General features: G+C 51.9%; 10 protein-coding genes. 9 read left to right on the top strand and 1 reads right to left on the bottom strand.

Going from position 1 to position 15609, the window contains the following annotated elements:
- Positions 1–21: 21 nt before the first annotated feature.
- The 7 genes from HMPREF2958_RS01410 to HMPREF2958_RS01380 all read left to right on the top strand — a co-directional run bounded on the left by HMPREF2958_RS01410 (position 22) and on the right by HMPREF2958_RS01380 (position 11823).
- Positions 22–975, top strand: coding sequence for a phosphoglycerate dehydrogenase (locus HMPREF2958_RS01410; protein WP_070695927.1), 954 nt, complete (start codon positions 22–24; stop codon positions 973–975).
- A 525-nt stretch (positions 976–1500) separates the two neighbouring features.
- Positions 1501–2496, top strand: a complete 996-nt coding sequence (locus HMPREF2958_RS01405; RefSeq protein WP_013398417.1) for an ABC transporter permease — start codon at positions 1501–1503, stop codon at positions 2494–2496.
- Positions 2493–3566, top strand: coding sequence for an ABC transporter permease (locus tag HMPREF2958_RS01400; protein ID WP_070695926.1), 1074 nt, complete (start codon positions 2493–2495; stop codon positions 3564–3566). Before HMPREF2958_RS01405 ends, HMPREF2958_RS01400 begins: the two co-directional genes overlap by 4 nt.
- 5 nt (positions 3567–3571) lie before the next feature.
- Positions 3572–5686, top strand: a complete 2115-nt coding sequence (locus HMPREF2958_RS01395; protein ID WP_070695925.1) for an ABC transporter ATP-binding protein — start codon at positions 3572–3574, stop codon at positions 5684–5686.
- A 241-nt stretch (positions 5687–5927) separates the two neighbouring features.
- A complete protein-coding gene (locus HMPREF2958_RS01390; RefSeq protein WP_070695924.1) occupies positions 5928–7643 on the top strand; it encodes an ABC transporter family substrate-binding protein in 1716 nt (571 codons plus the stop codon).
- Positions 7644–8026: 383 nt separating this feature from the next.
- Positions 8027–9745, top strand: coding sequence for an ABC transporter family substrate-binding protein (locus HMPREF2958_RS01385; protein WP_070695923.1), 1719 nt, complete (start codon positions 8027–8029; stop codon positions 9743–9745).
- A gap of 359 nt (positions 9746–10104) precedes the next feature.
- Positions 10105–11823, top strand: a complete 1719-nt coding sequence (locus HMPREF2958_RS01380; RefSeq protein ID WP_048753393.1) for an ABC transporter family substrate-binding protein — start codon at positions 10105–10107, stop codon at positions 11821–11823.
- 89 nt (positions 11824–11912) lie between these two features.
- Here HMPREF2958_RS01380 and HMPREF2958_RS01375 read toward each other — a convergent pair whose 3' ends face one another.
- Positions 11913–13019 (bottom strand): hypothetical protein, encoded by a 1107-nt coding sequence (locus tag HMPREF2958_RS01375; RefSeq protein WP_070554710.1) that lies wholly within the window; start codon positions 13017–13019, stop codon positions 11913–11915.
- Between the two features lie 248 nt (positions 13020–13267).
- Here HMPREF2958_RS01375 and HMPREF2958_RS10840 point away from each other — a divergent pair, with 248 nt between their 5' ends.
- Both HMPREF2958_RS10840 and HMPREF2958_RS01370 read left to right on the top strand, forming a co-directional pair.
- Positions 13268–13516, top strand: a complete 249-nt coding sequence (locus HMPREF2958_RS10840; protein WP_141744379.1) for a hypothetical protein — start codon at positions 13268–13270, stop codon at positions 13514–13516.
- A 317-nt stretch (positions 13517–13833) separates the two neighbouring features.
- A complete protein-coding gene (locus tag HMPREF2958_RS01370) occupies positions 13834–15540 on the top strand; it encodes an ABC transporter family substrate-binding protein (protein WP_070695922.1) in 1707 nt (568 codons plus the stop codon).
- Positions 15541–15609 lie beyond the last annotated feature (69 nt).

The following is a 15609-nucleotide window of genomic DNA, read 5'->3' as shown; positions in this document are numbered from 1 at the left end:
GCACCATCCACAGGAGGACCCATGAAGATTTTGATCCCTACTTCAATTACGCTCGACGAAGAGAAACTAGGGCTTGAACCCGGCGATACCGTGCGGCACTACAACCCCACGGAACCTATTGCCGAGGAAGATACCGATGCCGAAGTTCTAATTGCTTGGGCGAATACCGCCGATCAGCTCGCGGATTCCGCTCGCCGCATGAAAAATGTGGGGCTTATTCAGGCGCTTCTTGCGGGACCGGATGCGGTGCGCGCGGCGGGCTTCAACCCAGACGCCGCCATCTGTGCAGGTGTGGGTCTGCACTCAAAAACCGTTGCGGAACATGCGCTCGCGCTGACCCTGAACTTCGTGCGCTTCTTGCCGACGCTGGCGCAGGCAACGGCCGAGCATCGTTGGGCTGAGGAGCTAGGTGGCGCGCAGGAACTTCATCCGAAAGACCAGGTCACAACCCTGCTTGATGCCAATGTGCTCGTGTGGGGCTTCGGCTCGATTGGCCAAGAGACCGCGCGGCTTTTCAAGGCTTTCGGCGCGAACGTAACTGGCGTTGCGCAGAGCGCGGGGGAGCGCTCCGGATTCCCGGTGATTGCTACCGAACAAATCGATGAATACCTGCCGACTACGGATATTCTCGTGATGGTGCTTCCCACCAGCGATTCGACCTTCAAAGCGCTCGATGCCCATAAGCTGCAGCTGCTGCCCAAGCGCGCCTACCTGGTTAATGTGGGGCGCGGTACCACTGTTGATGAGGATGCGCTCGTCGCCGCCCTAAACTCCGGCTCGATTGCGGGCGCTGCGCTGGACGTGACGGCGACCGAACCGCTCCCCTCTGATTCGCCCCTGTGGGATGCGAAGAATATCGTAATCACCCCGCATGCCGCCGGTGGGCGCCCCGTAAATCCGGAGGAACTGATCGCTCACAATATTCGTGCTTTCCGCACCGGTGCTGTTGCGAGCGAGTACCGTAACCGGTTCTAGAATTTTCACGAACGTAGAAAGTCACGTGTAAAAGAGATACATTCTCACCCCGTATCCTGTGATGTCGTTCATAAATCACAGGATACGGGGTGCTTTTGATATGAAATTCATAAAATTTTTGCCGTAAATCCCGACAATGTAAGTTAGGACCTACTTATTTTAGATGTTGGTTTTGCTCCTGTTTACATGGTTTTTCGTGGATTTTTTGGGGTCTGGAGAGGGTTTGAGGCGTTCTGAAAAAATATGACGCCACAAATCTTCGGTGTGTGTAAATCTTTCGTAACTTTTTGCCGAACCTTATTTTGATAGCGATACCGGGGATGCCGCCTCCCAACTCCTCGCAGCACCCCGCAAAATGGTGTTTGTCGGCTGATTTTAAGGCGATGTGGGTTTGGTGGATACCCGAATGTAAATATAAGATAAAGGGACTACGCTTCTAGTGACTGTAGTCACTGGATTATCCGATGACGGAAGCTGTAACACACATGCCTACGAAACCAGAATATCTAGGAGGGGAACCGCCCCATGTTTAGGTATATCCTCCGGAGGTCGCTCACTTACCTCGTGATGGTTTTCTTAACCACGACTATGGGTTATTTTGCGGCTGTTACCACGCTAAAACCTGCCCTTTTGGAGCAGGAAAAGGTGCCGCGCCCTTCGCCTGAACAGGTGAATCGCACCCTCGCATCCCTCGGGCTAGACCCCGAAATGAGTGCGTGGGATAGATACATTCAATGGCTGACGAATGTTGTCACCAAATTTGATTGGGGACGCAGCCCAAACAGCGGATATATCAATCAGGAATTCGGTCAGCGTCTGTGGGTTTCTACCAGATTGATGCTCGCGGCGACTATTTTGACCATTATTATCGGTGTGGCTCTGGGTGTTTACTCGGCAGCACGTCAGTACAAGTTTTCCGACCGAGTTATTACCGGTTATTCCTATCTCGTCTATATTATTCCTGCCCCCGTGGCATACTTCGTGGTGCAGCAGGGAGCGACCGCCATTAACAACATTGTGGTTGAAAACGGCGGTGAAAAGATTTTCTATGTGACCGGTATTTCGACGCCCGGTGTAACAGGCTTCTGGGATACCACCATAGACATGGCGGCGCACTATGTGGTGCCGACCTTCTGTATGACGATTTTCGGATGGGCCAGCTATCAGATTGCTCAGCGGCAGTACCTGCTCGATAACGTGAACGCAGACTTCGTGCGTACCGCTCGCGCGAAAGGACTCACCCGTAACCAGGCGATTACCCGCCACGCCCTGCGTGTGTCCTTCATCCCGGTGGCACAGTCGATTGCATACACCATTCCCACCATCTTTGCGGGTGCCTTCTTCGCGGAGTCCGTGTTTGCATGGCCCGGCATCGGTAAATGGTCTATTGATGCGATTGGTCAGCAGGATGTGAACGCTGCGACCGCTACTCTCGCCTACGGTTCCGTGCTGTTCGCCATCGGTGCCATTATCGCCGATATCGCGACCACGATCGTCGACCCCCGAGTGAGGATCTCATGAGCCAGGTAACTGAAACAAGCACGGTACCTGTCGTGCAGAATGGTGACTTTAAAGTTCTCAACAAGAATGTGATTATCCTCCGCCGCTTCTTGCGCAACAAGGCTGCGGTGTTCGGGCTTATCGTCTTTATCTGTGTGGGGCTTTTCGGGTACTTCGGCAAATATGTTTCCAAGTACTCCGCAACCGAATCTGACTTTATGACCCTTGGCGGTGAAGGCCCCTCCGCAGAGCACTGGTTTGGCACCACCGTGGGCGGTAACGATCTCTTCGCCATGATGAGCGAAGCCGTGTGGACCTCAATGGAAATCGGCTTGGTCGTGGGTATCGCCACCGTCATTATCTCCGCGATCTACGGTTGCGTGATGGCGTACTTTGGTGGCTGGATCGACAGGGTTATGCTCTTCCTCTTGGAAACCATGATTATGGTTCCCTCGCTGCTGATTCTGGCGATTTTCATCAACGGTCAGATCGGTAAGCAGATTCAGAAGACCGTTCCCACGTGGATTGTGCTCTCCTCTGTGCTGATTGTATTCGGCTGGATGGGACCTGCCCGTGTGATTCGTGCGATGGCGCAATCCCTGATTGGGCGCGATTACGTGAAGGCAGCACGTTACATGGGCGTACACCCCTTCAAGATCGTGCTGCGGCACCTCGTACCGAATATCGGCTCGATGCTCGTTCTGAACTTCACGACCGGCATCATGATCGCTGTGCTCTCTGAGGTTGCGTACTCCTTTATCGGCATTGGTATTACCTATCCGAACTACTCACTGGGGTCGTTGATTTCCGATGCCGCGCAGCAGCTTAATACCCTGCCGCATATGTTTTGGTTCCCCGTTATCTTCTTCTTCCTGCTGGTGGGGCCGCTCTCGCTCATGAATGATGGCCTGCGCGACGCCTTCGACCCGACTTCCATGTCGGTCGGTAAGATCAAGAAGTCAAAGAAAGCTAAGAGCCAGAAATCGGCATCTAAGGTCGAAGACGTGGAGGCTCAGGAAGCCGGCGCTGCAGCACCATCAACCGACCCCAGTCCCGACGCTCAGGCATCCGCCCAGAATGAGGAGGCATAAAACTCATGAGCACTTCTCCCGTTCTGAGTGTTAAAGACCTGCACGTTAGCTTCAATACCGAAAACGGTGTTGTACATGCGGTGCGCGGCGTCGATTTTGATCTTTACGCCGGTAAAACCCTAGGTATCGTTGGCGAATCCGGTTCGGGCAAATCCGTGGCATCTATGGCGATTATGGGGCTTCATCCCACGACCGCCGATATTACCGGGTCTATCCAATACAACGGCACCGAACTGCTGGGTCTGAGCGATAAGGAAATGTGCCAATACCGCGGCAAGCACATCTCCATGATCTTCCAGGATCCGCTGTCTTCGCTAACTCCGGTGTACACTATCGGGGATCAGATTGCCGAAGTCCTTAAAATCCACAATAAGGGTATGAGCAAGCAGGCGATTAAAGATCGCTCTATCGAACTCATGCGCTTAGTGGGTATTCCTTCCCCAGCCGACCGTCTGCGTTCTTTTCCGCATGAGTTCTCCGGCGGTATGCGCCAGCGCATCATGATCGCAATGGCAATTGCCAACGATCCGCGCGTGCTTATTGCGGATGAGCCTACCACTGCGCTTGACGTCACCATTCAGGCGCAGGTGCTTGAGGTTATGGATAAGGCGCAGGATGAAACCGGCGCGGCAACTATCATGATTACCCACGACTTGGGTGTTGTCGCCGGTATGGCCGATGACATTCTGGTGATGTACGCGGGTAAACCGGTAGAAATCGCTAAGGCTGAAGACCTTTATAAGTACCCCAGCCATCCCTACACCATCGGTCTGTTGGGTGCGGTTCCCCGCGTGGACCGTTCGCAGAAAACCTCTCTGGTGCCCATCGAAGGTACTCCGCCGAATCTGCTGTACCCGGTGGATCACTGCTCGTTCCGCGAGCGTTGCCCCGTCGCCAAAAACGGCGGTCAATGCTGCAAGGACGATGCTGGTGAGCCCGAGCTTGCTCCGCTCAAGGGCGCTGGTGAAGGGCACTACTCCTCCTGCACTATTTCGCAGGACCTCATCAGTAAGACGGCCGAAGAGCTCTATACCGTTCCTGAAACTCCCGTTTCGAAGTTCGAAAGCACTCCGCGCGAAGATCGCGCGCCGGTGCTTGAAGTGCGCAACGTGAAGAAGCATTTCCCGCTCATGAAGGGCTCTCTCATGAAGCGCCGCGTGGGTACCGTAAAGGCCGTGGACGGCGTATCTTTCGATATTCGTGAGGGTGAATGCTTCTCGATCGTGGGCGAATCCGGGTGTGGTAAAACCACCACGCTGCTGGAAATTATGGAGTTCAGCAAGAAAACCGATGGCGAGATTCTGATTAACGGAGTCTCTACGCAGGATCATAAATCTGTTAGCGAGATTCTTGAACTGCGCAAGAACCAGCAGATGGTTTTCCAAGACCCCACGGGCGCCCTCGACCCGCGCTTTACCGTGTACGAGATTCTTGCTGAGCCCCTGGAAAACCAGGGCATGAAGCGTCCAGATATTAAGAAGCGCGTGGTTGAGCTGATGAAGATCGTGGGTCTGCAGCCCGATCACGTGAATCGCTTCCCGAACCAGTTCTCCGGCGGTCAGCGCCAGCGTATTGGTATTGCCCGTGCGCTTGCCGTAAACCCGAAACTTGTGGTGCTGGACGAACCTGTCTCGGCATTGGACGTTTCCGTTCAGGCGGGTGTGATTAACCTGCTTGAGGAACTCCGCGCGAGCCTGGGGCTGAGTTACCTGATGGTGGCGCACGACCTCGCCGTGATTCGCCACGCTTCTGACCGTGTTGCGGTTATGTACCTGGGGCGCATCGTCGAGATTGGTCACGTGGATCAGGTCTTTGATAACCCGATTCACCCGTATACCAAGGCTTTGCTTTCGGCTATTCCCGTGCCAGACCCGGAGGTTGAGGCTAAGCGCCAGCGCATCATGCTGGATGGCGACCTGCCCACTCCGGTCAATGCCCCGGTAGGATGCGGCTTCTCCAGCAGGTGCCCCATCTTTAAGCTGCTTCCTGAGGATAAGCAGAAGCGGTGCCTGGAAGAAAAACCCGAGGTTATCACGCTTGACGGCGAAGACCACGGTTATGCTTGCTACTACCCGGATGGTGCAGACCTTCCCGATGTAGCGTTAGAGTCGGTTTCGTAGAACCGCATGTGTGTTGCGGGGGTGATTCTTCTATGAGAATCATCCCCGCAACGTTTTAAAGAGATAAAAATTTATATTATGCGATAAAGCGAAATAGTGATATGAATTACCAGTATTTGAGATTGCAGGAAATAAATTCTCGCTCTGCAATTCTATGAATACAATTAAGATGTATCAAACGCCGCTACCACGGGCGGTAGCGCTAGACTGTGCGTTTGTCGGTGATAGAAAGAATACGCTCGTGAAAGCTCACTCCACTCTGAACCGCCGCACCCTGTTCGCAGGTGGTGCTGCACTGGGCACCGCTGGTATGCTTGCGGCTTGTTCCGGCAAGAACGGTGGTTCCGGCTCTACTCAGGCTGCAGCAACGGCAGGTGCGAATATCGCAGACCTCGTAAAAATTAATAAGCAGGATATTTCTGCCCTCAAATCCGGCGGAAAGCTGCGTCTGGCGGTTACCAGTTTGGGACCAAATTTCAATCCTCTGCATACTCAGGGCGCCGTTGGCGATAATGCTCGTGCTATCTCTTCGTATAATTCTTTGCTCACGAGTGGTCTGTGGCAGCAAGATTACGAAGGCAAAACTTCACCCAACCCCGACTTCTGCACCGAGTTCACCTCCGCAATGGAGAACGGCAAACAGGTTTTGCATATCACGTTGAATGAAAAGGCAAAATTCAACGATGGTACCCCGCTCGATATTGAAGCGCTAAGAGCGACTCATAAAGTTCTTTCAGACAACAAGACTTATCAGATTCAGAGCACTGGTTTGTACCCAAATATTGAGTCAATCGAAGAAGACGGCAGCGCAACCCGCGTGAAGGTCACGATGTCGAAGCCTTCATACCCGATTGCCAGCCTCTTCAGCTATGTGGTGCATCCGAAAATGACGGATACCGATTTCTTTGCCAATGGTCTAGTGGATAAGCCGAATTCCGATTATGCGGCAGGGCCGTTTAAGGTTGCCGAAGGCGGCTGGAACTCAACCGAGAAAACGCTGACCGTCACACGAAATGACAAATGGTGGGGCGAAAAACCGGTTCTCGAATCCATCACGTTCCGCCTGCTCGATACCCCCGCGCAGCGTTCTGCCTTTGCCAATGGCGAGCTTGATGCCGTAAACGCTAACGTCGTGAGCGTATACAAGGAACTCGAAAATGTTAAGAATGCCGAGTTCCGCCAGGGCCAGCGCCTCTTTGCAGGCGGTGTGGTGATGAACCCCGTCAAAGTCGATACTCCGCTTCGCCGCGCCATTATGGTGGGCTTGGATCGTAAGGCGCTTTCCGATACTCGCTTTAAGGGTTTGCCGTTCAACGAGGCTCTGCCCGGATCGAGGATCCATATGCCGTTCTCAGAGTACTATGCCGATAGTATGCCGCAGGCAGCCGATCGGAAGGCTGCGGCTGCTAAGATTCTGGAAGAGGCCGGATATGCTAAAAACGGCGATTTTTATGAAAAGGATGGCAAACGCGCGAAAGTAGTGGTGAACAACTTTAGCGAGGATAACACCATAAAATCTCTGGCGCGTTTCCTCTCTCAGCAGCTTCGTGATCTGGGCATTGAGAGTGATGTTGATCAGCAGCCTGTTAGTAACTTGGGCAAGGTGATGTCTGCCAAGGAGCACGAACTGAGCTTCATTGGGTACAGCGTAAACAGCGACGATGGCACTGAGGGCACCAAGCAGTTCTACTCCCGCGAAGACAACGATGGGGCTGGTTCCGAAGAGATTGACGCCATGATTGAGGAGCTCTTCTCCATTGAGGATGCTAAAGAACGTAACCTCAAGTGCAACGAGATCGAGAAGAAGCATATGGAGGAATTTGCTACGAGCAGCGTCTTCTACAACGGTCCGCAGATCGTATGCTGCCAGAAGAACCTGGCGAACTACGGTGCGTTTCTCTTCGACGATCCGCAGTACAACCCTTCGGCGTGGTCGCGTATTGGATTCACAAACTAGTCGGTTGAGCTATAGCCCTTAGAAATTAGGGGAACGTTTCACAAATATACATAAGGCGCATCCTACCTTCCCTCGCGGGGGAGTGGGGATGCGCCTTGTCTGTGCCCTCATAGCCACACATGATATTCAGTAAATATTCTATATTATCGTAAGTTATGCTCATTATTTCCTGAAAGATACGGAAATACATACTCAAATTCTACGTAAATATGCATAAAAATATGTAATCTACAACACATTATTGCTGTTTTTCTTAACTTTCACATGAAGTTCGGTGTATGGTTCTGGGTATAGATAATTTATGCATAGAACTGCATAAGTTATCTCAAAGCCTCTGAAACACCAAGCCCATCGCAGGGCGCATACACGTAAGGAAACACATCATGAGCATCAGCAAAACCCCAGCAGCGTTCATTCCTCATGCACTGACTCGCCGGTCTCTGCTGGGCGTAGCTGCGGCAGCTGGAACCGTCGGTGTGCTTTCCGCATGTGGCGGCGGTGCGAAGGACGGAAAAACTACCGCTCCCGGGCAGGGTGCAAACCTTAAAGACCTCTACGACATCAATGCTCACGAGGTTTCTGAGCTGAAACAGGGCGGAACCCTGCGGCTGCCGGTCGGGTCAATGGGGCCAGATTTCAACCCCCGGACTACGTCGGGCAATATGACCGATACCCAGACCATCATGAGTACTATTCATGATGCAGGCTTGTGGACCCTAGACTTTGACGGTACTAAGACCCTCAGGAAAGAATATGCCCAGTCTTTCACCCCCGGCAAAGAGGGTGAGAAGGTTATCGTCAAAATCGTGCTGAATCCCCAGGCCAAGTTCAACGACGGAACGCCTATTGATGTGAAAGCCCTGCAGACCACCTGGAAAACTCAGCAAAAGGCTGACGGGGAATACAACATTGTATCTTCGGATATTTATGGATATGTTGAAAGCGTGGAAGCCGAAGAAGATAACTTTCACGTGAAGGTGACATTCTCGAAGCCCTTCTACCCCTTGAACGCCCTATTCACCTTTATTCTGCATCCGGCACTGGAAGATCCTAAGGTCTTCAATGAGGGCTTTGTGGATAATCTGCATCCCGAGTGGGGCTGTGGGCCCTTCACGATCAAAGACGGTGGTTTTAACTCTTCCGAGAAGACCATTACGGTGGTGCCGAACGATAAATGGTGGGGTGATAAGCCCGTGCTGGAGAAGATTATTTTCCGGCAGATGGATGAACCAGCGAAGAAAGCGGCCTTCAAGAATGACGAAATCGATGCTGCGGCTGCAGGGACCGCCTCTGCCTACTCCGAGTTTAAGGCGGTGGCAGGCACGGAACTCCACAAGGGAGTGCGCCTGCATGTTTCCGGTATCGATGTGAACCCCCGGCGGGTCAAGGATGCCGCCGTGCGGAAGGCTATTTTCTATGGGCTTGATCGGGAAGCCCTCGCCAAGATTCGGTACCAGGGCTTGCCCTATGAAGAAGAGATACCCGGATCAATGCTCCACATGCCTTTCTCGGAGTACTATCAGGACGCGTTCCCCAAGGTAGAGGGCAGCCCCAAAGACGCCATCAAGAAGGTGCTTGAGGATGCCGGATACACCAAAGACGGCGATTTCTACGCGAAAGATGGGCAGCAGATTCACTACAAGATCGTGATCTTTGGCGACGATCCTGTTGATAAGGGTATGGCTCAGACCTTTACGCGGAATATGAAAGAAGCCGGGCTCAATATTGAGGTCGATCAGCATCCCGAAGGTGATTTCGGTCGGGTCCTGGGCAACTGGGAGTACGACATCACGTTCGCGGGATACGAGGCGAATAACCCCGATGCTACGGTCGCCACCCAACAGTTCTTCCACTCGTCCAATAGTGACGGTATCGGCAGCCCTGAGATTGACGCCATGATCGAGGAAATGCTTCTGATTGAGGACGATAAAGAGCGGAACCTTAAATGCGACGAGATCGAGAAGAAGCATACCGCCGAACTTGCCTTTTTAGGATGCGCCGCTAACGGTCCTCACTACGTCTTCACGAAGAAGGGTCTCGCTAACTATGGTGCGTTCCTGTTCAAGACCATCGACTGGACTAAGGTTGGTTGGGTGAAGTAGTTTTGCTCGTTTTCTGACGGATGGGGTGGGTGTTATGCACATTTGCACTCACCCTAACCCGGCGAGCAGATAATATTTTGTCGAGCAGATAGCAATCCGCTATCTGCTCGACAAAATATTATCTGCTCACGCCTTATCGCAGTTGCGGATAAAAATTAGTTTTATTCTAAAAAAAGCGAATATATGACGGGAGAATCTACGGGTTTACACGGTAGAAATTCCGTAGATTGGTAAGGCGCGAAAACTATTTGCGGTGGGGTAGGGGGTTCTGTACTATAAAAGCAACATTGTTGTATGTGCCTTGAATCATAGGTGATGTGTCACATCGTATAGACTCGAGGCAGTAAAGGAGAATCCTCATGAACGTTCAGAGAACCTTCAACCGCCGCACCCTGCTGACGGGCACTGTCGCCCTGGGAAGTGTTGGCTTACTGGCTGCGTGTGGCGGTTCAAAAGATGACAAGCTAAGCGGCAAAGCAGCTTCTAGCGCGGAAGAAGTTGTCAAGAATCTGCAGATTAACAAGCAAGACTACTCTTCACTGAAGAAGGGTGGCGAACTGAAACTTTCCGTAAGTGCTTTGGGCCCGGACTTCAACACCATGACTCAGAGCGGCTATACCACAGAGAACCTAGCAGCTTTTGGAGGCCCTTGTAACATACCAGCCGTTGTTGGTTTTTATAATACGGACCCTGCAGGCGAACGCTCTATCAACAAAGATTTCTGTTTGGAACACAAGATGGAGACTAAAGATGGGGTTCAGACCGTAGAATTCAAGATTAACCCCAAGGCTGTCTTTAATGACGGTACTCCTATTGACGTTGAAGCAGTCAAAGCATACTGGGAGATCTATAAGGGTGGCGGAGACTCAGGCTACAACATCATCCCCAACCCTTCATGGGAGCAGATGGAAAGTATTGAAGCTGTCGATGGTGACAAGTTCCATGTGAAGATTACTCTCTCAACTCCATACTATCTATCGGATGACCTGGGTACGTTTGCTACACATCCTGCTCTTGTTGATAAGAAGCTGTTCAACGATGGTTTTGTCGATAAGCCTATGGATCAATACTGGGCTGGTCCTTTTAAGGTAAGTAACTGGAACTCTTCTGAGAAGGTTATTACTTTGGCTCCAAATGATAAATGGTGGGGCGAGAAGAAGCCGTTGCTGGAGAAGATTATCTGGCGTCAGATGGGTATCGATTCTCTTCGGGCTGCGTTTAAGAACGGTGAACTGGATGCCGCAGGATTTACCGATGCTGCAACCTATAGCGCTGTTAAGGGGCAGAACGGTACTGAAATTCGTTCAGGTCAGAATACTGGTGTGCAGAACTTGCAGTTTAATGCTACTCGCGTTACAGATCTGGCGGTTCGCCGTGCTGCTTTTGCGGCGGTTGATCGTTCTCAACTAGCAGATGTTACCTTTAAGCAGGTTGGTTGGGAAGAACCAATGCCCGGGTCTATGCTCGCTATGCCTTTCCAGAAGGGATATGAGGATAACGTTCCGAAGGATTCGGGAGCAGATGCTGCCAAGAAGATTCTGGAAGAAGCAGGATACACCAAGAGCGGTGACTTTTACCAGAAGGACGGTAAGACTGCAGGATTCTCGATTACTACTTTCGGCAGTGATACCGTCACCCAAGCAAAATTCCAGCGAATAGAGCAACAGCTTAAACAAGCTGGTATTAAAGTAACCAACGATAATCAGCCAGAGTCGAATTTTAACTCTGTCGTGGGTACGAAGAGTTACGATTGTACGCTTTCCGGTTGGGCTGTAGGCGCGATTATGGCAGATAGCCCCCAGTACTTCTACACCAAGGATATTAACAACGGTGTGGGTGACGACGAAATCGATAAGCTGATTGCTAAGATTTCGGCAACTGAATCTAAAGATGAGCAGATTAAGCTTGCCAATCAGGTAGAGAAGCTCCACATGGAAAAGGTTGCTATTTACTTGCCCTTCGCTAATGGTCCGAGCTACTCGGCTGTGAAGAGTAAGCTGGCAAACTACGGTCCTCGCTTGTTCCAGACAAGTTATACAGATGCTAATCTATGGGTCAATGTAGGCTGGCAGGAGTAGTCAATCTTGCAGCATTGTTGAGCCGAAGTGCCCCTGACCGATATGCGGTTGGGGGCATTTGCTTTTGCTGGGCTGTTTTCTGAAAGATACTAGTAGTCGCTGAGATGAAGCCCTTGAGGGTCTGTGCTGGTCCTATGTAATTCCAACCAGTGAAGGCGGTATATACCTCCGCCGCCGACAGCCACCGGCAAGATTAGCGTGGCGAAGATTAAAAGAGTGAAGGGTGTTGCGAAGGCGAAGAGCAGGGCATCATCGTGAATAGTGTGGGCGTAGGTCATGCCCACCAGAAACGCCACATAGATGGTGTTGCCCACAATAAGCCCCCATCCTGTGCGAGTCGCCAAGTAGATAAAGGCAATGGCAATAGTCCAGAATATCCCGAAAAAACGGCTAAAAGAATCGTAACGCAGCCAGGGGAGGGCACCCGCCACGCAAGTGATAGTCAGAATCGCCCATAGAGGCAGCCGTAGCTTGATAAGCACGTTTTCAAGGTACACGGTTAGGAATAACCCTGTCAGGGTGAGTGTGCACCATATGTAGAGGGGCAGTGCGCCGTCTGCTGAATGCTGCACACTCAGCCACCCCTCATACACATTGGCGGTGAGGTGGGGAGGCAGGGCATAGCGATCCATAAGAATTCCCGGCGCAATAGCCCCAAAGCATGCAAAGGTTGCAAATATGAGGGCTAGGCATCCTCGAAAATTACTGGGCTTCCGCAGTCCGAAACCGACGGACTTAAGATTCAACGTGCGATAGGCGATAGATATCAGAACCGCGCCTAGCCCGAAATATGCGATAGTCATCCAGTGCTCGGGAATACCGTGAGCGGTTTTTGAATCTAAATCCGCATAGATACCGGCGGGAAGTAAGAGAAACGGGCGGTGGCCCTCAAGGTCTCCAAAAAGATACTGCCAGAAGACGTAGAAGTACAGGATGATCGTCCAGGTGAAGACAAAGATATAACGTTTCAGGGAAGAAGTGCTTACCGATGAAGTGGCGTCTTCTGAACTTGCCGAGTGTGCAGGTCGCGGCTGGGGATCGGGGCGCTGCTCATTGGTATGAGGCGTTTCGACCGTCGTGGTGCGAGGGCGTGTACTCCCTCGATCCTCCCGGTGAGAGATCTCGGCAAGAGTCGCCTCAACGTTGGTTCCGTTGCATGATTTGCGGTTTTTGAAGATAAGAACGGCTCCTGACATTGTGACTGCGTGAACTTAGATCCTGCGTATCTTTACACTCTATATGGTGACGTGCATCATGTAAAATATGAAGGACTAGATTCAGAAACTTTACATTTTAAGTGTATGAAAGATTCATTTAGTACTTGATATTTATTTGCATCAATATGTAGACTGTGTATCTATGGCATATGCTAAATGCTGTAGATCCTGAAAGCTAGATACTGAGTCTTAGTATCATATTCTGTTTAGTACTAAGGAGGGACTCCGTGAAGAAAAAGTTGACTACGTTAGGTATTTCGACTGTGCTGGCGGTTACTTCTATCGCCTTTACCGCTCCGGCAGGTCACGCTGTGAATGATGAGAGTGAAATTGATTCTTTTATCCAGTCAATATTTCATCCTCCTGCTTGGAAGGGACCTGCGGGTAACCTGGGGGCTTTTGGTGCAGGTTCTTCATATCTTGGAGGAGGCCCAGGAGGTCCAGGAAGGCCCCAAGGTCCGCCTATGAGTTTTTAAATATATGAATTCAGAAGGATCCGCACACCATTTATGGTGTGCGGATCCTTCTGAGTGAATTGCTACGTTAACCAAACATCTAATTGGTGACTTCCAGAGTGTTATTTTTTTGTTCGAACTCCTACATGTCTCCTGATATGTTGAGCTTATAAATGTGTTTTCCTCATATGAAACCGCATGAAATAAGCTCAAAAGGCAGGATAGCCGGGATATAATTAAGCAGGGATGTTTCACTGTTGTGCATCCGGTATGTTTTACCCATCCACGGTGAACTAGCTCACCCGGCACAGATTCTCCCCGGAACCTCAGGAGCTTCGATGAAGAACGTATCTGTCTCTCGCAGAACCCTGCTCACTGGTACTCTTGCGCTCTCAGGAATCGGCGTGCTCACCGCCTGCCAATCCGGAACCAACGCTTCAGAACTGCCCGGCTCGGGCTGGGGAACAGACTCTCAAGAAGCAACAGCAACCAATCCGCGCGATAGAGCCGAGTTGCGCGAAGGCGGCAACCTCAACCTGTCATATCCCGCTATCGGACCAAACTTTAACATCACCTCCGAATCCGGGTACGGCATCTCAATGCTCACTATTCACGCGGCCGTGAACTCGGCGGCCGCCACCGGAGGATGGATAAGCGACTACTCCGGGAACCTCACCACCAATCCCGACTACGTTACCGAGTTCAAAGCCGAAACCGCGCACGGTACACAAACCATCAGCATCAAGCTCAACCCAAAAGCCACGTTCAACGATGGAACACCTATCGACATTGAGGCACTGCGCACCACCTGGGAAATCCTGCGCGGCAAAGACGGCGGCGGCAATGACTACCGAATACACGACGGGGGAGCCTGGAAACAAATAGCCTCCATCGAAGAAGCAGGTGACAAACACACCATCAGCATTACCATGAAAACCCCGTGGTACCCAGCCGATGGAAGCCTCTGCATCTTCCTGCACCCGGCGCTGAAAGACCCGGAGCTCTTCAACAACGGCTTTGATAAACCCCTTGATAAATACTGGGCGGGACCCTACAAAGTTCAAGAGTGGAATACCGCCGAAAGATACCTGAGAGTCGAGCGAAATCCAGCATGGTGGGGCACACAGCCCCTTCTCGATAGCATCACCTGGTACGAAATAGAAGACAGCGCCGAGGAACGCGCATCCTTCAAAACCGGAGAAATTGATGTTGTTAACGTGAGCACCGTGAGCGCCTACAACGACATCACGAGTGTTGCAGACATCGAAATTCGCCGCGGAATGGCGCTCTACGCGGGCGTTTTACAGCTCAACCCCCGCAAAGTTCCGCTGCCCATACGCCAGGCCGTGGTCGCCGGAATCGACCGCAAACAGATTCAGCACATACGTTTCGGACAGCTTGGCTGGAAAGAAACCCTGCCCGGCTCGCTCTGCTTCCTACCGCTCCAAAACGGGTACCGCAACAACTATCCCAGCAGATCAAGCATCGAAAACGCCGTCAAAATCCTCGAAAAAGCCGGATACACCCGCGCAGGTATCTACACCAAAGGCGAAGAAAAAGCAGCCCTGACCATCACCAACTTCACGACCGAGCCAACGGTAGCTTCCATGAGCAACTTCATGATGGAACAACTCAAGCGCATGGGGATTGACGCCAAGGTTGAAACCCGCCCAGCCAACGAATACAGCACTGCGCTCGCCGCTGGCGACTACGATGCGGTTTTCACCGGGTACAGCATCACCCCAACCCCCGTGGAGGCGGTTAACTACCTGTACGCTTCCGCCGAGGAAGGCTGGAGCACCGAAGAAATTCGCGGCATGGCGGCGCAGATGCTGGGAACCGAGGATACGCACCAGCAGCTGGAACGCGCCAACGCCATCGAACAGAAGCATCAGCAGGATGTTGCCACCTACATTCCGCTGTACAACGGGCCCAACTATCTTGCGGTGCGCAAAAAACTCGCTAACTATGGCCCCGCGCTCTTCGCAGCGCCCTATTACGACCCCAATGTGTGGATTAACGTGGGGTGGGAGAAAGAATCGTAATACGAAGCGGGGGGGGGCATAAGAGGCTCCGCCGCCATGACTAAACAATGGAAGAATACACAAAAGCCC

The sequence above is a fragment of the Rothia sp. HMSC036D11 genome (assembly GCF_001814205.1).
Lineage (GTDB): Bacteria > Actinomycetota > Actinomycetes > Actinomycetales > Micrococcaceae > Rothia > Rothia dentocariosa.
The sequence above is the reverse complement of the archived record's forward strand: the minus strand, read 5'-3'. Positions and strand labels throughout refer to the sequence as shown.